At 69.6% G+C, this 19,945-nt stretch carries 20 protein-coding genes and 2 pseudogenes; 13 read left to right on the top strand and 9 right to left on the bottom strand.

The window, feature by feature from the left end; genetic code table 11:
• Positions 1-40 precede the first annotated feature (40 nt).
• The 12 genes from ACFU5K_RS05700 to ACFU5K_RS05755 all read left to right on the top strand — a co-directional run bounded on the left by ACFU5K_RS05700 (position 41) and on the right by ACFU5K_RS05755 (position 10,257).
• On the top strand, positions 41-634 hold the full coding sequence (locus ACFU5K_RS05700; RefSeq protein ID WP_384057291.1) for a GNAT family N-acetyltransferase: 594 nt from the start codon (positions 41-43) through the stop codon (positions 632-634).
• A gap of 132 nt (positions 635-766) precedes the next feature.
• Positions 767-850: a putative leader peptide gene (locus tag ACFU5K_RS05705; protein ID WP_349817346.1), complete on the top strand. Its 84-nt coding sequence runs from the start codon at positions 767-769 to the stop codon at positions 848-850.
• A gap of 113 nt (positions 851-963) precedes the next feature.
• Entirely contained in the window at positions 964-2,661 is a 1,698-nt protein-coding gene (locus tag ACFU5K_RS05710) for a nitrite/sulfite reductase (protein ID WP_384057293.1), read from the top strand.
• Complete coding sequence (locus ACFU5K_RS05715) at positions 2,658-2,837, top strand: hypothetical protein (RefSeq protein ID WP_384057296.1); 180 nt, start codon at positions 2,658-2,660, stop codon at positions 2,835-2,837. The genes ACFU5K_RS05710 and ACFU5K_RS05715 overlap by 4 nt, the downstream gene beginning before the upstream one ends.
• Complete coding sequence (locus ACFU5K_RS05720; protein ID WP_384057298.1) at positions 2,834-3,550, top strand: phosphoadenylyl-sulfate reductase; 717 nt, start codon at positions 2,834-2,836, stop codon at positions 3,548-3,550. Before ACFU5K_RS05715 ends, ACFU5K_RS05720 begins: the two co-directional genes overlap by 4 nt.
• The gene (cysC, locus tag ACFU5K_RS05725) at positions 3,550-4,119 is read left to right on the top strand and encodes an adenylyl-sulfate kinase (protein ID WP_384057301.1); all 570 of its coding nucleotides are present in this window, start codon (positions 3,550-3,552) and stop codon (positions 4,117-4,119) included. The genes ACFU5K_RS05720 and cysC overlap by 1 nt, the downstream gene beginning before the upstream one ends.
• Positions 4,116-5,051, top strand: coding sequence for a sulfate adenylyltransferase subunit CysD (gene cysD / locus ACFU5K_RS05730; RefSeq protein ID WP_384057304.1), 936 nt, complete (start codon positions 4,116-4,118; stop codon positions 5,049-5,051). Before cysC ends, cysD begins: the two co-directional genes overlap by 4 nt.
• 2 nt (positions 5,052-5,053) lie before the next feature.
• Entirely contained in the window at positions 5,054-6,391 is a 1,338-nt protein-coding gene (locus ACFU5K_RS05735; protein WP_384057306.1) for a sulfate adenylyltransferase subunit 1, read from the top strand.
• A 273-nt stretch (positions 6,392-6,664) separates the two neighbouring features.
• Positions 6,665-7,780 (top strand): aliphatic sulfonate ABC transporter substrate-binding protein, encoded by a 1,116-nt coding sequence (locus ACFU5K_RS05740; protein ID WP_384057309.1) that lies wholly within the window; start codon positions 6,665-6,667, stop codon positions 7,778-7,780.
• A 49-nt stretch (positions 7,781-7,829) separates the two neighbouring features.
• On the top strand, positions 7,830-8,621 hold the full coding sequence (locus ACFU5K_RS05745; protein WP_384057312.1) for an ABC transporter ATP-binding protein: 792 nt from the start codon (positions 7,830-7,832) through the stop codon (positions 8,619-8,621).
• On the top strand, positions 8,608-9,486 hold the full coding sequence (locus tag ACFU5K_RS05750; RefSeq protein ID WP_384057315.1) for an ABC transporter permease: 879 nt from the start codon (positions 8,608-8,610) through the stop codon (positions 9,484-9,486). The genes ACFU5K_RS05745 and ACFU5K_RS05750 overlap by 14 nt, the downstream gene beginning before the upstream one ends.
• 6 nt (positions 9,487-9,492) lie before the next feature.
• Entirely contained in the window at positions 9,493-10,257 is a 765-nt protein-coding gene (locus ACFU5K_RS05755) for a sirohydrochlorin chelatase (protein WP_384057318.1), read from the top strand.
• Here ACFU5K_RS05755 and ACFU5K_RS05760 read toward each other — a convergent pair.
• From ACFU5K_RS05760 to ACFU5K_RS05780, 5 genes and pseudogenes are all read right to left on the bottom strand, one after another.
• Positions 10,254-10,526, bottom strand: coding sequence for a hypothetical protein (locus ACFU5K_RS05760; RefSeq protein ID WP_384057320.1), 273 nt, complete (start codon positions 10,524-10,526; stop codon positions 10,254-10,256). The two genes, ACFU5K_RS05755 and ACFU5K_RS05760, sit on opposite strands and share 4 nt — an antisense overlap.
• Before the next feature lie 126 nt (positions 10,527-10,652).
• Complete coding sequence (locus ACFU5K_RS05765) at positions 10,653-11,567, bottom strand: S1 family peptidase (RefSeq protein ID WP_384057323.1); 915 nt, start codon at positions 11,565-11,567, stop codon at positions 10,653-10,655.
• Positions 11,568-12,164: 597 nt separating this feature from the next.
• A pseudogene (locus ACFU5K_RS05770) lies at positions 12,165-12,340 on the bottom strand (DUF4440 domain-containing protein); the annotation flags it as partial.
• Positions 12,333-12,881: a DUF1697 domain-containing protein gene (locus tag ACFU5K_RS05775; protein WP_384057326.1), complete on the bottom strand. Its 549-nt coding sequence runs from the start codon at positions 12,879-12,881 to the stop codon at positions 12,333-12,335. The pseudogene ACFU5K_RS05770 and the gene ACFU5K_RS05775, both read right to left, overlap by 8 nt.
• A gap of 103 nt (positions 12,882-12,984) precedes the next feature.
• The gene (locus tag ACFU5K_RS05780) at positions 12,985-14,133 is read right to left on the bottom strand and encodes a S8 family peptidase (protein ID WP_384057329.1); all 1,149 of its coding nucleotides are present in this window, start codon (positions 14,131-14,133) and stop codon (positions 12,985-12,987) included.
• 897 nt (positions 14,134-15,030) lie between these two features.
• On the opposite strand from ACFU5K_RS05780, the gene ACFU5K_RS05785 reads away from it, so the two are divergent.
• Positions 15,031-15,432, top strand: a complete 402-nt coding sequence (locus tag ACFU5K_RS05785) for a hypothetical protein (protein WP_384057332.1) — start codon at positions 15,031-15,033, stop codon at positions 15,430-15,432.
• An 83-nt stretch (positions 15,433-15,515) separates the two neighbouring features.
• On the opposite strand, the pseudogene mgt reads toward ACFU5K_RS05785, so the two are convergent.
• The 4 genes and pseudogenes from mgt to ACFU5K_RS05805 all read right to left on the bottom strand — a co-directional run bounded on the left by mgt (position 15,516) and on the right by ACFU5K_RS05805 (position 19,910).
• A pseudogene (gene mgt, locus ACFU5K_RS05790) lies at positions 15,516-16,758 on the bottom strand (macrolide-inactivating glycosyltransferase).
• A gap of 79 nt (positions 16,759-16,837) precedes the next feature.
• Positions 16,838-18,136 (bottom strand): ABC transporter substrate-binding protein, encoded by a 1,299-nt coding sequence (locus tag ACFU5K_RS05795; RefSeq protein WP_384057336.1) that lies wholly within the window; start codon positions 18,134-18,136, stop codon positions 16,838-16,840.
• Positions 18,136-18,975 (bottom strand): carbohydrate ABC transporter permease, encoded by an 840-nt coding sequence (locus ACFU5K_RS05800; RefSeq protein ID WP_384057338.1) that lies wholly within the window; start codon positions 18,973-18,975, stop codon positions 18,136-18,138. Before ACFU5K_RS05800 ends, ACFU5K_RS05795 begins: the two co-directional genes overlap by 1 nt.
• Positions 18,972-19,910 (bottom strand): carbohydrate ABC transporter permease, encoded by a 939-nt coding sequence (locus tag ACFU5K_RS05805; protein WP_384057341.1) that lies wholly within the window; start codon positions 19,908-19,910, stop codon positions 18,972-18,974. The genes ACFU5K_RS05800 and ACFU5K_RS05805 overlap by 4 nt, the downstream gene beginning before the upstream one ends.
• Between the last annotated feature and the right edge of the window lie 35 nt (positions 19,911-19,945).

Below are 19,945 nucleotides of genomic sequence, written 5' to 3' on the forward strand. Positions count from 1 at the left end.
GGTTTGGGGGCGGGGCCCCGGCCGTGGTTCTCTGACGGCCATGAGCGACTCCGCGGCCTCCACGGCCCCCCTCCGTGACGTGACCGTCTGGTACCTGGAACAGACCTCTCCCGCCGACCTGAGCCCTTCCGCCGCCCCGGCGGACAACGTGGTGGTCACCCGCTCGGAGACGCCGCTGCCGGAGTTCAGCCGGTTCCTCTACACGGCCGTGGGAGGGGACGTCCGCTGGACGGACCGGCTCGGCCTCTCGTACGCACGGTGGCAGGAGATCCTGGAGCGGCCGGGGGCGGAGACCTGGGTGGCGTACGAGAGCGGGACGCCCGCCGGATTCATCGAGCTCGACGCCCAGGGCGACGGTGCGGTGGAGATCGCCTACTTCGGCCTGATCCCGGCCTTCCGGGGCCGCCGCATCGGCGGACACCTCTTGTCGTACGGTGTGGCTCGCGCCTGGGACCTGGCCGAGCGCCATCCGGGACGGAAGCCCACCGAACGGGTGTGGCTGCACACGTGCTCGGACGACGGCCCTCACGCGATGGACAACTACCTCAGGCGCGGGTTCAGGCTGACAGAAACCCGGATCGAGCGGGAGGCCGAGGTGGCGAACCCCGGTCCCTGGCCCGGTGCGCACGCCTGACCACGCGTGCCGTGAAGCGCTCTGTGGACACGATGGCGTGATCGACAGCGCTCGTCTCGCATCGCGGGACCATCTCGTCCACATGGTGGATCGTGGTGGACTGGCCCGAGATCCGCGTGACACGCTTCCGTCATGTCCGGAACTGGAATCGCCTTGGTGAGTCGGCGGCACGTCGACCTCGGCCGCATGTCCAGCGCCATCTGTCCGGTCCGCTGAGAGTCTCCAGCACCGCGACCTCCTGATTCCGCTCCATCCCTGCGCACCGCAGCGCCTTACGCGGGTGTGCAGTTCAGAGCCGCCCTCCTGACAGTCCCGAAGGACGTATAGCCATGGCCGCCATCCCTGAGAAGCCTGCTACCGCCACGCCCCGCCGCAGGGCCGGACGTCACCGTGGTGAAGGTCAGTGGGCCATGGGTCACTTCACGCCGCTCAACGGGAACGAGCAGTTCAAGAAGGACGACGACAGTCTCAATGTGCGGACGCGTATCGAGACGATCTACTCCAAGCGCGGCTTCGACTCCATCGACCCGAACGACCTGCGCGGGCGCATGCGCTGGTGGGGCCTCTACACACAGCGGCGGCCCGGCATCGACGGCGGCAAGACCGCCGTGCTGGAGCCCGAGGAGCTCGACGATCGCTACTTCATGCTCCGCGTGCGCATCGACGGCGGCAGGCTGACGACCGCGCAGCTGCGGGTCATCGGTGAGATCTCCGAGGAGTACGCGCGCGGCACCGCCGACATCACCGACCGTCAGAACGTCCAGCTGCACTGGATCCGCATCGAGGACGTCCCTGCCATCTGGGCGAAGCTCGAGGCAGTCGGACTCTCCACCACCGAGGCGTGCGGCGACTGCCCCCGTGTGATCATCGGTTCGCCCGTGGCCGGCATCGCCGCGGACGAGATCATCGACGGCACGCCCGCGGTCGACGAGATCCACGAGCGCTACATCGGCAGCAAGGAATTCTCCAACCTGCCCCGCAAGTTCAAGACCGCGATCTCCGGCTCGCCGGTCCAGGACGTGGTGCACGAGATCAACGACATCGCCTTCGTGGGGGTGGACCACCCCGAGCACGGCCCCGGCTTCGACCTGTGGGTCGGCGGCGGGCTCTCCACCAACCCGCGCTTCGCCGAACGCCTGGGCGCCTGGGTTCCGCTGGACGAGGTCGCCGACGTCTGGGCCGGTGTCGTCGGCATCTTCCGCGACTACGGCTACCGCCGCCTGCGGACGCGTGCCCGCCTGAAGTTCCTCATGGCCGACTGGGGGCCGGAGAAGTTCCGCCAGATCCTTGAGGACGAGTACCTCAAGCGCCCGATGCTGGACGGGCCGGCTCCGGACCGGCCCTCGTCGCGCTGGCGTGACCACATCGGTGTGCACGCGCAGCAGGACGGCCGCTTCTACGTGGGTTTCGCGCCGCGCGTCGGCCGGGTGGACGGCTCCACCCTGGCCAAGATCGCCGATCTGGCCGAGGCGCACGGCTCGGGCCGGGTGCGCACCACCGTCGAGCAGAAGATGCTCATCCTCGACGTCGAGCAGGACCGGGTCGCGTCCCTGACCGCCGGGCTGGAGGCGCTGGACTTCCAGGTGAACGCCTCCCCCTTCCGGCGCGGCACGATGGCCTGCACGGGCATCGAGTTCTGCAAGCTGGCGATCGTCGAGACGAAGGCGCGGGGCGCCGCGCTCATCGACGAACTGGAGCGCCGCATGCCGGACTTCGAGGAGCCGCTCACCATCAACATCAACGGCTGCCCCAACGCCTGCGCCCGCATCCAGACCGCCGACATCGGCCTCAAGGGCCAGCTCATGCTCGACGGCGACGGAAACCAGGTCGAGGGTTACCAGGTGCACCTGGGCGGGGCTCTGGGCCTGGAGGCCGGCTTCGGCCGCAAGGTCCGCGGCCTGAAGGTCACTTCGGCCGAACTGCCGGATTACGTCGAGCGGGTGCTCGGCAACTTCCAGGAGGAGCGCGAGGAGGGCGAGCGTTTCGCGACCTGGGCGGCCCGCGCCAGTGCGGAGTCGCTGTCATGAGCGAGCGAGCGGCGCCCTTCTACTGCCCGTACTGCGGGGACGAGGACCTGCGCCCCCACGAGGCGGGGCACGGCGCCTGGGAGTGTGCTTCCTGCAATCGCGCGTTCCAGCTGAAGTTCCTGGGCCTGTTGACCCAAGGCCTGCGGCGTGACGACGTTGAAGGAGACGGGACATGACGGACACTCTGCGAGCCGGCCGGCTCACCGACGAGGACTTGAGGGATACGGCCCTACAGGCCGGGCGCGATCTCGAGGAGGCCTCCGCGGGCGACATCCTGAAGTGGGCCGCCGACACCTTCGGCAAGGCCTTCTGCGTCACCTCCTCCATGGAGGACGCGGTCGTAGCCCACCTTGCCTCCCGGGTCCTGCCCGGTGTTGACGTCGTCTTCCTCGACACCGGATACCACTTCGAGGAGACCATCGGCACGCGGGACGCCGTCAGCGCCGTGATGGACGTCAACCTCGTCACGCTGACCCCGCGTCAGTCGGTCGCCGAACAGGACGCCGAATACGGCCCGCGGCTGCACGACCGTGATCCCGACCTCTGCTGCGCCCTGCGCAAGGTGAAGCCGCTGGAGGAGGGACTCACCGCGTACGCGGCCTGGGCGACCGGACTGCGCCGCGACGAGTCCCCCAACCGCGCCGGCACACCGGTCGTGGGCTGGGACGAGAAGCGACGCAAGGTCAAGGTCTCACCCATCGCCCGCTGGACGCAGGACGACGTGGACGCATACGTCGCCGAACACGGCGTGCTGACCAACCCGTTGCTCGACGACGGCTACGCCTCCGTCGGCTGTGCGCCGTGCACCCGCAGGGTGCTGGAGGGCGAGGACGCCCGGGCCGGCCGCTGGGCCGGGCGCGGCAAGACCGAGTGTGGACTGCACGGCTGATGACGACTGATCAGGAGACATCGATGAGCTTGACGGAGACGGGGGCCACCGTCTGGCTGACCGGTCTGCCGAGCGCCGGCAAGACCACCATCGCGTACGAACTGGCGGGGCGGCTGCGCGCGGACGGGCACCGGGTCGAGGTGCTCGACGGCGACGAGATCCGGGAGTTGCTCTCCGCGGGCCTCGGCTTCTCCCGCGAGGACCGGCACACCAACGTCCAGCGGATCGGTTTCGTCGCCGAACTGCTGGCCGCCAATGGCGTGAAGGCCCTCGTCCCGGTCATCGCGCCCTACGCCGACAGCCGTGACGCGGTGCGCAAGCGTCATCAGCGGGAGGGCACCGCCTATCTGGAGGTGCACGTCGCGACACCCGTCGAGGTGTGCTCCGTGCGCGATGTGAAGGGGCTGTACGCCAAGCAGGCAGCGGGCGAGCTCAGTGGCCTCACCGGGGTCGACGACCCCTACGAGGCACCCGAGTCCCCGGATCTGCGGATCGAGTCGCACCAGCAGACCGTGCAGGAGTCAGCAGCGGCGCTCCGCGCACTGCTCACCGAGAGGGGCCTGGCGTGAGCACCGTCGCCACCGTGCCGGGAGGCACCGTCAACCCGTACGCGCTGAGCCATCTGGACTCCCTGGAGTCGGAGGCCGTGCACATCTTCCGTGAGGTGGCGGGTGAGTTCGAGCGGCCGGTGATCCTCTTCTCCGGCGGCAAGGACTCGATCCTGATGCTCCACCTGGCGCTGAAGGCGTTCGCCCCGGCACCCGTCCCGTTCTCCCTGCTCCACGTGGACACCGGGCACAACTTCCCCGAGGTCCTCGAATACCGCGACCGCACCGTCGAGAAGCACGGGCTGCGTCTGCACGTCGCCTCCGTCCAGGCGTACATCGACGCGGGCAAGCTCCGCGAGCGGCCCGACGGCACGCGCAACCCGTTGCAGACGGTCCCGCTCACCGAGGCCATCCAGCAGCACCGCTTCGACGCCGTGTTCGGCGGCGGCCGCCGCGACGAGGAGAAGGCACGGGCGAAGGAGCGGGTCTTCTCACTGCGCGACGAGTTCTCCCAGTGGGACCCGCGCCGCCAGCGCCCCGAGCTGTGGCAGCTCTACAACGGCCGCCACGCCCCCGGCGAGCACGTCCGGGTCTTCCCCATCTCGAACTGGACCGAGCTCGACGTCTGGCAGTACATCGAGCGCGAGGGCATCGAACTCCCGGAGATCTACTTCGCCCACGAGCGCGAGGTCTTCAGCCGGTCCGGCATGTGGCTGACCGCGGGAGAGTGGGGCGGTCCCAAGGAGCACGAGAGGACCGAGACGCGTCAGGTGCGCTACCGCACCGTCGGCGACATGTCCTGCACCGGCGCGGTCGACTCCGACGCCACCACCCTGGACGCCGTGATCACCGAGATCGCCGCGTCCCGGCTCACCGAGCGGGGCGCGACCCGCGCCGACGACAAGATGTCCGAGGCCGCGATGGAAGACCGCAAGCGCGAGGGGTACTTCTAGACATGACCACCACCACAGAGCAGTTGCCGGCCACCACCCTGCTGCGGTTCGCCACGGCCGGTTCGGTCGACGACGGCAAGTCCACCCTCGTCGGACGCCTGCTGCACGACTCCAAGTCGGTCCTCACCGACCAGCTGGAAGCCGTCGCGCTGGCCTCCGCCAACCGCGGCCAGGAAGCACCCGACCTGGCGCTGCTGACCGACGGCCTGCGTGCCGAGCGCGAGCAGGGCATCACGATCGACGTGGCCTACCGCTACTTCGCCACCCCGCGGCGTCGCTTCATCCTCGCCGACACCCCCGGCCATGTGCAGTACACCCGCAACATGGTGACGGGCGCGTCCACCGCCGAGCTGGCCGTCGTCCTGGTCGACGCCCGCAACGGCGTGGTCGAGCAGACCCGCCGTCACGCGGCGGTCGCCGCCCTGCTGCGCGTCCCGCACGTCGTGCTCGCCGTCAACAAGATGGACCTCGTGGACTACGCGGAGCCCGTGTTCGCCGCGATGGCCGAGGAGTTCACCACGTACGCGGCCTCCCTCGGCGGCTCGGAGATCACCGCGATCCCGATCTCGGCGCTGGCCGGCGACAACGTCGTGGAGCCCTCCGCCCACATGGACTGGTACGGCGGCCCGACGGTGCTGGAGCACCTGGAGACGGTCCCCGTCAGCCACGACCTCACCGAGTGCCATGCGCGCTTCCCGGTGCAGTACGTGATCCGTCCGCAGACCGCGGAACACCCGGACTACCGGGGATACGCCGGTCAGATCGCGGCCGGGGTGTTCCGGGTGGGAGAGACCGTCTCCGTCCTGCCGTCCGGACGCACGACGACGATCGAGGGGATCGACGCTCTCGGGGAGAGCGTCCCCATCGCCTGGGCGCCGCAGTCGGTGACGATCCGGCTGGCCGACGACATCGACGTCTCGCGCGGCGACCTGATCGCTCCGGTGGGCGACTCGCCGGCGGTGACGCAGGACGTCGAGGCGACCGTCTGCCACGTGGCGGACCGGCCGCTCACCGTGGGCCAGCGGGTGCTGCTCAAGCACACGACGCGCACGGTCAAGGCGATCGTGAAGGACATCCCCTCGCGCCTGACGCTGGACGACCTGTCCCAGCACCCGGCGCCCGGGCAGCTCGTGGCCAACGACATCGGCCGGGTCGTGGTCCGTGCCGCCGTACCCCTTGCGCTCGACGCCTACGCGGACTCGCGGCGCACCGGCTCCTTCCTGCTGATCGACCCCGCCGACGGCACGACGCTGTCGGCCGGCATGGCGGGCGCGTCGTTCGCCGCCGTCACCGAGGCGGACGCGGACACCACCGCCGAGGACACGGAGTGGGACTTCTGATGATCAGCGATTTCTTCTCGACCTTCGCGAAGGAGGGCGGCCGCGTCGGCAGCGGCGCCGTCGGGTGGGGGTGCCCCCTCGTCGAGCGAAGTCGAGGGCTCGGGGGAGGCCAGGGCGGGGTCGGGCGATGTTCGTGATGACGTACGCGCACTGCCCGCGCGCCCGCTCGTACCACCCGCACCGCCAGTTCAGACGAAGACCTGCCGAACGCCCGGCCGCGCCACCCGGTTTCCGGGGGATGTGAGAACCGGGCCGACGAGAGGAAAACCTCCCGTGCCAGCCACCCATACCACGATCCGCCGCAGCCTGGCCGCTGCCGCCGCACTGCCGCTGCTCGCCGTGGCGCTCACCGCCTGCGGCTACGGCTCCGAGGCGAAGGACGACGACGGTGAGAAGTCGAACGTCTCCGCCGACGGGAAGAAGCTCTCCACGGACACCGTGAAGATCGGGTACTTCCCGAACCTTAACCACGCCACCGCCCTGGTCGGTATCCAGGAGGGCCTCATCGCCAAGGAACTGGGCGGCACCACGGTCAAGCCCTCGACGTTCAACGCCGGGCCCTCCGAGATCGAGGCGCTCAACGCGGGTTCGATCGACGTCGGCTTCATCGGCCCCTCCCCCTCGATCAACGGTTACAGCAAGTCCAAGGGCCAGAGCCTGCGCATCATCGGCGGCTCGGCCTCAGGCGGCGTGAAGCTGGTCGTCGACCCGAAGAAGATCAAGACCCTGGGCGACCTCAAGGGCAAGAAGATCGCCACCCCGCAGCTCGGCAACACCCAGGACGTGGCCTTCCTCAACTGGATCGGCGAGAGGGGCTGGAAGATCGACGCCCAGAGCGGCAAGGGCGACGTCTCCGTGGTGCGCTCGGACAACAAGGTCACCCCGGACGCCTTCAAGTCGGGCTCCCTGGACGGTGCCTGGGTTCCCGAGCCGACCGCATCCAAGCTGGTCGCCGAGGGCGGCAAGGTCCTGCTCGACGAGTCGAAGCTGTGGCCGGACGACAAGTTCGTCATCACGAACATCATCGTGTCGCAGAAGTTCCTCTCCGAGCACCCGGACGTCGTGGAGGCGGTACTGCGCGGAACGGTGAACACGAACAAGTGGATCAACGTCAACCCGGACAAGGCGAAGGCCTCGGCCAACAGCGCTCTGGAGAAGCTGAGCGGCAAGGCCCTGTCCGCCGAGGTCCTCGATCCGGCGTGGGAGTCCATCCAGATCACCGACGACCCGCTGGCCGCGACGCTCCAGGCGCAGGCGGACCACGCGGTGAAGGCAGGTCTGCTGGAGAAGCCCGACCTGAACGGCATCTACGACCTGCGGCCGCTGAACAAGATCCTGAAGGCCGCGGGACGGCCCGAGGTCGCCGACGCCGGTCTCGGCGCCAAGTAGCCCACCCGACCGCACCAGGATTCCTGACGTTTCCCAGGAGGTGACGACCATGGCGACCACCACCCTCACCAAGGCCGCGGACCGCGCAACGGTCGAGTACGCCGCTCGCATCACGCATGTCTCCAAGTCCTTCGCCGGACCCTCGGGACAGCAGCTCGTCCTGGACGACGTCACGCTCGATGTCGCTCCGGGCGAGTTCGTCACCCTCCTGGGAGCCTCCGGGTGCGGTAAGTCCACCCTGCTCAACCTCGTCGCGGGGCTCGACCGCCCGACCGCGGGGTCCATCGAGACCCCCGGCGGGCGGCCGGCCCTGATGTTCCAGGAGCACGCCCTCTTCCCGTGGCTGACCGCGGGCAAGAACATCGAGCTGGCCCTGCGACTGCGCGGGGTGCCCAAGGCGGACCGCCGTCCGGAGGCCGAACGGCTGCTCGAACTCGTGCGCCTGAGCGGGGCGTACGGAAAGCGGGTGCACGAGCTCTCCGGCGGCATGCGCCAGCGGGTGGCGATGGCCCGCGCGCTCGCCCAGGACAGTCAACTGCTACTGATGGATGAGCCGTTCGCGGCACTGGACGCCATCACCCGGGACGTGCTGCACGACGAGCTGACGAGGATCTGGCACGAGACGAACGCGTCGCTCCTCTTCGTCACCCACAACGTGCGCGAGGCCGTTCGGCTCGCGCAGCGCGTCATCCTGCTGTCGTCGCGCCCCGGCCGGATCGCACGCGAGTGGACGGTGGACATCGAGCAGCCGCGCCGCATCGAGGACACCGCCGTCGCGGAGCTGTCCGTCGAGATCACCGAACAACTGCGTGGGGAGATCCGCCGACATGGCCAGCACTGAAACGAAGGCCGACGACCTGGCCGGTCTCGAAGCGGGCCTCGACGCGCTCGACGCCGTACAGGTGCGCAGGACTCCGGCCCGCGACATCCTGCTCAACAAGGTCCTCCCGCCGGTCACCGCGATCGTCCTCGTGGTCCTGGTCTGGCAGTTGCTCGTCTGGGCGAAGGTCACCGACGACTACAAGCTCCCGCCGCCCGCCGCGGTCTGGGACAGCCTGACCGAGATGTGGGCGCAGGGGACCTTGCTGGAGGTCATCTGGACCAGCGTGTCGCGTGGTCTGCTCGGCTTCGTGATGGCCGTCGCGATCGGCACACCGCTCGGTCTGCTCGTGGCCAGGGTGAAGGTGGTCCGGGCGGCGATCGGCCCGATCCTGTCCGGGCTGCAGTCCCTGCCGTCGGTGGCGTGGGTGGCGCCGGCCATCATCTGGCTGGGCCTGGACGACAGGACGATGTACGCGGTGATCCTGCTCGGCGCCGTCCCGTCCGTGGCCAACGGCCTGGTCTCGGGTGTCGACCAGGTGCCGCCGCTGTTCCTGCGCGCGGGCCGCACGATCGGGGCGACGGGGCTCCGGGGGACGGTCCACATCGTCCTGCCGGCGGCGCTGCCGGGTTACCTGGCGGGCCTCAAGCAGGGCTGGGCGTTCTCCTGGCGCTCGCTCATGGCCGCCGAGATCATCGCGTCCTCGCCCGATCTTGGCCTTGGCCTGGGTCAGTTGCTGGAGAACGGCCGGAACAACTTCGACATGCCGGGGATCTTCCTGGCCATCCTGCTCATCCTGTTCGTCGGCATCGCGATCGACCTGCTGATCTTCAGTCCGCTGGAGCGGCGCGTCCTGCGCAGCCGCGGTCTCCTGGTCAAGGGCTGAGCGACGATGCCTTCACCCGTGCTCCTCGTCGTCGCCCACGGCAGCCGTGACCCGCGGCACGCGGCGACCGTGCACGCGCTCTCCGCGCGGGTACGGTCGCTGCGGCCCGGCCTGCGCGTGGAGACGGGCTTCCTGGAGTTCAACGCCCCGTCCATGCCCCGGGTCCTGGAGCGTCTGGCCTCGGAGGGGGCGCACGAGGTCGTCGCGCTACCGCTGCTGCTGACCCGCGCCTTCCACGCCAAGACGGACATTCCCGCCGTGCTGCACGAGGCACGGACCCGGCTCCCGAGGCTGCGGATCACCCAGGCGGGGGTCCTCGGCCCGTCACCCCTGCTGAACGCGGCGCTGGAGGAGCGGCTCGCCGAAGCGGGACTCTCGCCCGCCGACAGGTCCACGACCGGGCTCGTCCTGGCGTCGGCGGGTTCCACGGACCCGGAGGCGAGCGCAGTGATCGCTGAAATCGCGCGGGAGCTGCGGCACACCGGTTGGTGCGCCGTGCGGCCTGCGTTCGCCTCCGCTGTGACTGCCGAGGGCTTCTCGGGTACCGCCGACGTGGTGCGCTCGCTCCGGGCCGACGGCATCGGCCGGGTCGCTGTGGCCCCGTACGTGATCGCCCCCGGCCGTCTTCCGGACCGGATCGCCGCGGGCGCGGAGGAGGCCGGGGCCGATGTGCTGGCCGGAGTACTGGGACCGTCCCCCGCGCTCGCCCGGCTGCTGCTCGCCCGGTACGACGTGGCGCGCGTCGCGGTGCCGGGGTCGATGAGCGCCTAAGGGCTGTCCCGGTCCGGGCCGGGGTCGCCCGCAGGTCCGGACATGAACAGGCTCAACCGGTAGGTGGTCGGATGCGTCAGGCGTCCGCAGAGGGTGTCGATCCGGAGCCCGGCCGCGTCGATCCGTTCCGGACGGGCACGCAGATCCCTCAGGTGAGTACGCCACTCCAACTCGTCCTGGGTCTCGAAGACCACCTGCCAGTGCCCGTCTCCTGGATCGGCTGACGTCCCTGCCCGCTGCTGACGCTTCCGCTTGCGCTGTCCTGGCACCGCCCCAGCATCACGGGCCCGGTGTCACCTGCGCAAGGTCATGGATCAGCGCCCCGCGTCCCCTCTGCGGTGACGCGGCAACGGGCCGCGCTCGGGGAGCGCGGCCCGTCGGGAAGGGGTGGGTGCCTAGAAGACGCTGACGCCGTAGGCGTTCAGCGCCTCGGTGACGGGCTGGTAGAACGTGGTGCCGCCCGAGCTGCAGTTGCCACTGCCGCCCGAGGTGAGACCGAGTGCCCTGGTGCCGGAGAAGAGCGGGCCGCCGCTGTCGCCGGGCTCGGCGCAGACGTTGGTCTGGATCAGACCGGAGACGATGTCGCCGCCGCCGTAGTTGACCGTCGCGTTGAGTCCGGTGACTGTTCCGCTGTGGAGGCCGGTGGTGGAGCCGCTGCGCTTGACGGACTGCCCCACGGTGGGGTTACCGGCGGAGGTGATGTCCTGGTAGCTGCCGTTGTAGAGGTAGACACGGCCGTCGGCGGCGGCCGAGTTCGAGTGCCGGATCAGCCCGTAGTCGTTGCCGGGGAAGCTGGTGCCGGCCCGGGTGCCGAGCAGGGTGGTCTGGCCCGAGTTGGTGTACCAGGTGCTGCCTATCTCGGTGCAGTGCCCGGCGGTCAGCGCGTAGTAGGTGCTCCCGCTGCGGACGTTGAAGCCCAGCGAGCAGCGTCCGCCGCCTGCGTAGATGGCCTGTCCGCCCGCGATGAGCTTGTTGAACGTGCCGTCGGTGTGCTTGACGTCGGCCTTCGCGCCCGAGTCGGCGACCGACTTCTTGATCGTGGCGATCTCGGCGGCGCTGACCGTGCTGTCGACGGTCACGACGAGCTTGCCGGTGCTCGCGTCGGTGTACCACGCGGTGCCGGCGATGTCGGCGCCGCGTACGGCCGAACTGGCCGTGGTGAGTTCCGCCTTCGTCACGGTGTCCGATGCGGCCTGGGCCACGGCGGTGGGGGCCGCAAGCGCCACGGCGGTGACCAGACCTGAGGTCGCGGCGATGAGGCGAGCGCGTCTGGAGAGCGAACCGAGGGGGGCGAAGCGCTTGAAGGTCACAGGATCCTCCGTATTGGGGGGTGTCCGGTCAGCTGGGTGGGCGGACCGAGTGCTGTGCGGTTCTCCGCGGCCAGGTGGGTCTGGTCGTGGACCTGCCAACCGCACGCCCCGAATACTCGGCTCCGGTTGGGCCGGTGGCAAGGCCCCCTTCCGGACCGTGGCGGAGAACGGACCGTGAACCCCGCGATGCGTGGAGGTGCCTTCCGAACGTCGGCGTCCGCTCATCGAACGGAGCGGGCCAGCGAATTGCAGCAAAGCGTGAAGCGGCGAGCGGACGTCGGTTCCTGTCTACGCCCATCGCGTTCACACACACCACGACGGCCCGGGAGCCGGGCGCCCGAAGTCCTCGGCAGCCCGGAGCGGAGCCTTCGGCACCCTGTCCGTTCAGGCTCTTTACCAGCGTTTTGCCCGGGCACCCCAGTTGGCCGGAATCAGACTTTCCGGCGAGAACCGGCCGCGCCCGGCGCGCGAATCGGACCGAGGACGCACTCTTGCGACGCGGGCGCGGCATGTGCAGAGAGGGTGACCGAGCGGCTCCAGGTGCGGACGCTCAGACCTCGGCGAACGGATCATCGAGAAAGGATCGCCGATGAACGGCGAGAGCATGGCGATGACCGTGTCCCGCTTTCCACAGCCGCCCACCGGTACCGGTCTCCCGGAAAGTCGGGGCGAAGCAGTGCGACGAGTTGGTCCGCGGAGGTCAGGACCGCGGGATCGGGACGACGGAGTTCGCCCTCGATGGCCGAGGCAACGGCGGGCGAGGGCTCAGTCACGCGTCATTTCCACAAGTCTGACCACGGTGTTCCAGTTTCGGCTCGTCGCCACGAGGCCCCGGTTGAGTGCGGGGCGACCCAGTGCGACGGCCAGTTTGGAGCGGCCGAGCCCTTCGGGTGCGTACAGATAGAGGGCCCTCTCACCCAGCCGGAACTCCTCGGGGCGGAACGCCTCGGCGTCGAGCGGGGCGTAACGGGCGGCGTCGACGTGCTGGTCGAAATAGGTGACGTGCAGCTGCTTGGGTTCCAGCTCGGCGGCGGGGAAGGGACAGCCGTCCGCGACGCCCGCGAGATAGGCGCCCGAACGCACGAGGCAGTCGACCGGGAAGCCGAACCGTTTCTCGATCGCCCGCTCGAGCCCGGCGGCCAGGGTGTTCTCGTCGCCCGTCGCACTGCGGAACACGGCGTTTCCGCTCTGCAGGTAGGTCGCGACGTCCTCGTGCCCGAGTTCTCCGAGCAGTGTCCGGAGTTCCGCCATCGGGACCCGCCGGTGGCCGCTGACATTGACCCCGCGCAGCAGCGCCGCGTACATCGTGCCCATGCCCCCACCCTAGGGCTTCCGGCCCGCGTCGGGCCGGAAGGCCCTGCCGACGGCAAGGGCCGCCGTGCCCCGTGGGGGAGGGCGCGGCGGCCTTCGCGCCCCGCTACTCGACGATCTTCAGGAGCTTGTTGGCCGTTCCGTCGGTCGCGTTGCTGATGGCGTCCGGGGTGGCTCCCCCGGTGAGTGCCGAGGCGACCGCCTCAGGGGTGGCGTCCGGGTGCCCGCCCAGGTACACGGCAGCCGCGCCGACGACGTGCGGGGTGGCCATGGACGTCCCGGAGATGGTGTTCGTGGCGTCGTCGCTCGTGTTCCAGGCGGACGTGATGTCCGAGCCGGGGGCGTAGATGTCCACGACGGAACCGAAGTTGGAGAACGAGGACTGTTCGTCCCCCTTCGTGGACGAGGCGACGGTGATGGCCTCGGTGACGCGGGAGGGCGAGCCCTCCCCCGCGTCGCTCGACTCGTTGCCGGCGGCGACCGCGAAGGTGACGCCGGAGGCGATGGCCTTCTGGACCGCGGCGTCGAGCGCCGGGTCGGCGCCCCCGCCCAGGCTCATGTTGGCGACGGACGGCCCCTTGTGGTTCGCGGTGACCCAGTCGATACCGGCGACTACCTGCTCGGTCGTGCCCGAGCCCGCGTCGTCCAGGACCCTGACGGCCACGATCCTGGCCTTCTTCGCCACGCCGTGCGCGGCACCGGCGACGGTCCCGGCCACGTGCGTGCCGTGTCCGTTGCCGTCGTCTGCGTCCTCGTCGTTGTCCACGGCGTCGAATCCCGAGGTGGCCCGGCCTTCGAAGTCGCTGTGGGTGATGCGGACACCGGTGTCGATGACGTAGGCGGTGACGCCGTCACCCGCGGCGTCGGGGTAGGTGTAGGCGCCATCCCCGGCGGTCTCGGCCTGGTCGATCCGGTCCAGGCCCCATGACGGCGGGTTCTCCTGCGTGGCGTCGATGTGGAACTTCTTGTTCTGGACGACCTTGGCCACCGCCGGGTCGGCAGCGAGGCGCTTGGCCTCGGTGTCCGAAAGGCCGCTGGCGGAGAACCCGTTGATGGCGGAGCTGTAGTTCCGCTTCAGTTTGCCGCCGTACTCCTGGGCGAGCTCGGCCTTGTCCGTCTTCTTGTCCAGCATCACGATGTAGCTGCCGGAGACGGCCGAGGCCGCGTCGGCGCCGTAGACGGTGCCCATCGCGGGAGCGGGAGCGGCTCCGGCGAACTGGGTGGTGAAGAGGGTGACGCCGGCTACGGCCGCCACTGCCGTTATCGACGCGGTAGCTTGAGCGACCCTGCGCGCTTGTGAGTTGCCATGAAGAGGGGTCTCCTCGTCATTCTTTGTGGGGGGATTGACCCTCGGCCGGATGATCTCCGGGGGCTGGATCGAAACACTGCTCGATTGACGCGCACAGATCAAGACCTTCATGCAGCCGTCACGCAGTCGGCAAGCTTTCGCCACAGAGAACTGCCGCACTCCAGGTGATATCAGGCATCACCGCCAGGCTCACCCCCACCCATGGGGCGGCACTCGGACCCCGGGGGCTCTGGCACCCGGGTCCGTCGTGGGACAACGGGTCGTGCACGTGGTTGAGTTGGCTGGCAATCAGATGGTGAGGACTCTGTCGGCGCAGATCGCCTGCGGCACACCCCGCACTCACACCTGTGCGCAGAGAAAGTCCGCCCGTACGGCCGTCGCGACCGGCGAACAGTCGCTACTCGGTCACGTACCGCGCCCGGAGGCGTGGCTCGGCCGACCCTCTCGGCGCGGTCACGCGGGCAGCCGACCGGAGCCCGAACCTCGAACGGCACATACGCGTCCAGCCGGAAGTACCAGCTGAGTGGCAGTCAGCGGGCGCAAGCCCTCGGGCGCGTGTGACTCCGACGGTCTCCGTAGGCCCCGCCCGGGACGTCGGGGCCCTGCGACTCTTCTGGCAACCAAGATTGACGGCGCATCAGTACAAACGTACGCTTGCCTCGTCAATCACACGTTTGACGAGTCAATCGCGGTCACGCCAGTGCGGTTCGCATGACTGGCCGCGGGCGGCAGAAACGTTTTTTCTGTCACCCTTTCACGCCGTGCTCCGAACGAAGACCGGAACGCGGAAACGGCTTGCCCGTGGAAGCACCGAGTGACTCTTGATACACCAGAGGAAAACAAATGACTGAGCGTCGCCCCAGCAAGCTGTTCAAGTTCGGCACGGCCATGATCCTCAGCGTTGGGGCACTGACCGCCGTCGCGGGTTCGCCGGCTGCTGCCGACGGAGGCCCGACCACGCAGGGCTGCACCAAGTACTTCAGCTACGGCAAGACGCAGGTCCAGGTGGACAACTGTCCGGGCAGTGGCAGGGCCAGCTGGGCCTGGATCAGCCGCCCCTACGACGGTGCGGTCGATTCGGCCAAGGTTCAGATCCACCTGGCGAACAACAGCTATCCCCAGCTGACCACAGCGGCCGGGTCCTCCGCCAGCGCGGACTACGACAGTGACATCGCCAGCATCTCGATCTGCGAGAGGAGCAAGTCGACGTCGAGCTGGAGCTGCTCGGGCTCCCACGGAGTCTAGTTCCGCAGCGGCTGGATTGCCCCCAGCACGCCACCGGACGGTGACCCCACGCGGAGGAACGCTGCGGCGCACGGCTCGCGGACCTACCGGGACGGGAGTTCGGCCTCGATGAGGTCGGCCGCCCGCCGCGCGCCGCCCTCCCCCCGCGTCCGCTCCCGCAGGCGCGCGAGTTCTGCGGCCACCTCAGGGTCGGCCACCAGGGCGAGGACGGCGGCGCGCAGAGCCGCGGCGTCCGCCTCCTCCTTCGGCAGGTGCCTGGCGACTCCGAGCGACTGGAGCATGTCCGCGTTGCCGAACTGATCGACGGCCTGCGGAACCGCCACCATCGGCGTACCGGTGGCGAGTCCTTCCTGGCTGCCGCCCGCGCCCGCGTGGGTGACGAAGGCGTCCGCCTGCTTCAGCACGGACAGCTGAGGAATCCAGGAGTGCACCTCGACGTTGGCCGGCACGTGTCCGAGTTCGGCGGGGTCGACGTGGGCACCGATCTGCAGTACGACGTGCCAGCCCGGGAGGTCGCCGAAGGCCTCGACGCACGCGCGGTAGAACGCGGGCTCGCCCGTGAACGACGAACCGAGCGAGACGAGCAGGACCTTGTCGACGCCGGCCGGCCGCTTCCACTCGCCCTGGTCGGCGCGCTCACCCTGGCAGGCTCCGACGAAGGTGAACCTGTCGTGGTCCACGCGGTCGGCGTTCGGCTGGAGCACTTCCGGGATCAGCACCAGACCTCGGCGCGGCCGGGCCACGAAGTCGTCGGACGAGAGGTCGCCGAGGCCGTTCCCGGCGAGCCAGTCCGCGAAGCGCGCGTAGTAGGCGCGGCCCCGGTCGGTCTGCTTCAGTGCGGCGGTCGCGGGCTCCCCCACCTCCTCGGCATAGCCCTCCCAGGGGACCAGGTTGGGCCAGAGCTGGACGGCGGGCACGCCCCAACGGTGGGCGAGGACCCGGGCCGGGTACGCGGTGATGTCGTGCAGGACGAGGTCCGGCTCGTCGCCGTCGAACGCACCGGCCAGCTGCGGGAGTGCCTGGACGGCGTCCTCCAGGAACGGCTCGAAGTGATCGATGGGTTCGCTGCCCCAGCCCTCCGGCGAGGTGGGCAGCACCGAGGTGTAGATCACCGGGTCGGCCCCGCTGGCGGCGACCTTTTCGGCGAAGGAGGACGGGATGGCGTAACTGACACGGTGCCCACGAGCGACGAGTTCCCGGATCACTTCGAGGCTCGGGTTCACGTGCCCGTGGGCGGCGATGGAGAACATGGCGATGTGGGCACGCGGAGTCGGTGTCATGACTCCGACGATAAGCGAGACGATACGTCTCGTCTAGCTGCTTCAGGTGCGACGGTGCGGCCGGACCCACGAAGCCGAAAGTCGCCGCCGGACTCGGATCAGCACCGGCAGCGGTCCGTCTCGGATCAGCGCTGGTATCGGTCGAGCACCCTGTTGCCGTCGTCGACCAGACGCTTCTCCAGCTCCTCGGCGCCGATCGCCCCGCTGTAGTACTCCTGCAGTGCTGGGGTGGCGACCTTGTCCTTCCACTCGGGGTACCCGCGCACCGACTGCGCGGGGGCCGGACGCAGTGCTCGGGCCAGGGACGTCCCCGTCGCCCAGCCGTTCTCCGCCACATGCAGGGCCGGGTCGGCCAGGGCCTCGGTGCCGGTCGGCAGCATCCAGTCGCCTTTGGCCAGACGCACCATGTTCGCCGGGCGCAGCATGAAGTCGATGAACTGTGCGGCCTCCTGCTTGTGCGGGCTCTCCTCCGCGACGGAGAGGGTCTGCGGGCTCACGCCCTGGGCGAGCCCTCCGCTGCCCGAAGGCGTGGGCAGAACCGTCCACTCGAAGCCCTCGGGAGCCTGCTCGACCACCTGCTGGCGGTAGGAGAAGCCCAGCGGGACCATGGCGTACCTGCCGCCGAAGAAGCCGGGGAGCGTGTCCGAACCTCCCATGCCCAGTGCGGTCCGCGCCGCGCTGCCGTCGGAGCCGACCTGGTCGCGGACCGTACGCGGCATGACCCCGTCCCCCTCGTCGAAGCGGATCGCCACCTTGCCGTCCGCGCCGCGGTGGAAGAGCTGCCCGCCGGCCGAGAGGCCCAGGTTGAGGGTGACGGAGACCGGCTCCTTGAGCGGCCAGGCGACGCCGTACCTGCCCTTCCCGGTCAGCTCGGCGGTCACCTGCCGGAACTCGGTCCAGGTCCACGGCTCCTCAGGGGTCGGGATTCGTACGCCCGAGGAGTCGAGGATCTTCTTGTTCGCGATCAGGACCTTGGGCTCCTGGAGGAACGGGACCCCGTAGACGCCGTCGCCGAAGGTGGTGGTCGCCCAGGACTGCTCCGGGATGTCCTCGGTCAGCCTGCCGGGCAGGAGGGTGCGCAGGTCGGCGAGGTAGCCGCCGTACGCGAAGTCCGCTAGGTCGTCGGAGGCGTCGTGGATGATGTCCGGCGCCTCACCGCCTTCGAAGGAGGTGAGCAACTGGTCGTGGACGTTGTCCCAGCTGCCCTGGACGTAGTCGACCTGGACGTCCGGGTGGCCGGCGTTCCACTCGCGGACGAGTTGCCGGTTGGCCTCCACCGACTCCTTCTGCCAGGCGAGCGACTGGAAGCTGAGCCGGACCGTGCCGTCGCCGTCCGTGCCGCCTCCGTCGTCGCCGGAACATCCGGAGAGCAGGAGGGCGAACGCGGTGGCGAACACCGTGGCCACCGCGCGGAGCCGGCGCATCAGTGCTTCACCGCCCCGGCCGCCAGGCCGCCCGTGATCCGCTTCTGGATGACCGCGAAGAGGACGAGTGAGGGAAGGGTGGCGAGGAACGCGGCCGCGGCGAGCGGACCCAGGTCGGCCACCCCTTCCGCGCCGAGGAAGTGAGTGAGGACGACCGGCAAGGTCTGCTTCTCCGGGGTCTTGAGGAGCACGAGGGCGAAGAAGAACTCGTTCCACGCGGTGATGAACGCGAACAGTGCGGTGGCGACGATCCCGGGGGCCAGCAGCGGCGCGGTGACCGAGAGGAGGATGCGCGCCTTCCCGGCCCCGTCGACCGCCGCCGCCTCCTCCAGTTCGGGCGGCACGGCACGGACGTATCCGGCCAGCATCCACAGGGCGAAGGGCAGCGACCAGACGACGTACACCAGGATCAGCCCCCACAGTGAGTTGATCAGATGCAGGTTCTTGAGTACGAGGAAGAGCGGAATGATCACCAGGACGAAGGGGAACGCCTGGCTGATCACGACCCACCCGGTGGCGGACGTGGACAGCCGTCCCCGGTGACGCGCCATCACGTAGGCCATGGGTGTGGCGATGACCACGGCGATCACTGCCGCGCAGACGGCGGCGGTGAGCGAGTTGGCCGCCGCTCCGAGCAGTGGCTGTTCGTCGAAGGCCTGCCGGAAGTTGTCCAGGGTCGGGTCCCGGGGGATCCAGGTCGGGTGCAGCGACCCCAGCTCCCGGGCCGGCTTGAAGGCGGTGGAGATCAGCCACAGGAAGGGGAAGGCCAGAAAGACGAGGTAGCACAGGAGCGCGGCGTACTGCCCGGCGCGCGCGGTTCTGCCCGTACGCAGGCTCATGCGTCCTCGCCTCCCCTCAGCCGGCCGGCGAGGTGGACCGCGAGGATCACCGAGATGACGGCGACCATCACGCACCCCATGGCGGCGGCGTAGCCGAACTGTCCGTAGCGGAAAGCCTCTTCGTAGGCGAAGAGCATCGGCAGCCGGGTGCGTCCGCCGGGTCCGCCGCTGGTCAGGACGTAGACCAGGGCGAAGGAGTTGAAGTTCCAGATGAAGTTCAGGGCGCTGATCGCAAGTGCCACCGGTCTGAGGGCGGGCCAGGTGACGGTCCGGAAGCGGCGCCAGGCGCCGGCTCCGTCCAGGGCGGCCGCCTCATGGAGTTCGTGCGGCGTGTTCTGGAGGCCCGCGAGGAGAGCGACGGTGGTCTGGGGCATGCCGGCCCAGATGCCGACGACGATCACGGCGGGCAGCGCGGTGGCGAGTCCGGTCAGCCAGTCCCCGCCGTCACCGAGCCCGAGATCGCGGATCGTCTCGTTCAGGATGCCCGCGTCGGGGTTGTAGACGAGGCGCCACATGATGCCGACGACCACCTCGGGCATCGCCCAGGGGATGATCGCCAGCGCCCTGGCCAGCCAGCGCATCCGGAGGTTCGTGTCGAGCAGCAGCGCGAGGCCGAGGGCGAGGACGAACTGCGGCACCGTGACGCCGACCGCCCACAGCAGTCCGATCCGGAAGGACTCCCAGAACAGGCCGTCGTGCAGCAGGTCCTGGAAGTTCAGGACGCCGACGAACTGCGTGGCGCGGGTGCGGCCCGACTGCGCGTCCGTGAAGGCCAGTGCGATGCCGTACAGCAGGGGACCGACGCTCAGGATCAGGATCGGGATCAGCGCGGGCAGTACCAGGAACCACGTCGCCGCGTCCCGTCCGGGGCGCACGCGCGGCCCTTCCTGTGGGACTTTGCGCCCGGACCGCGTCGTTGCGGTCGCCAATACCATGAATTCGCCCCCTCTGCCCGATTGGATCGGATTCA

It is taken from the genome of Streptomyces sp. NPDC057428, from assembly GCF_042803195.1.
Lineage (GTDB): Bacteria > Actinomycetota > Actinomycetes > Streptomycetales > Streptomycetaceae > Streptomyces.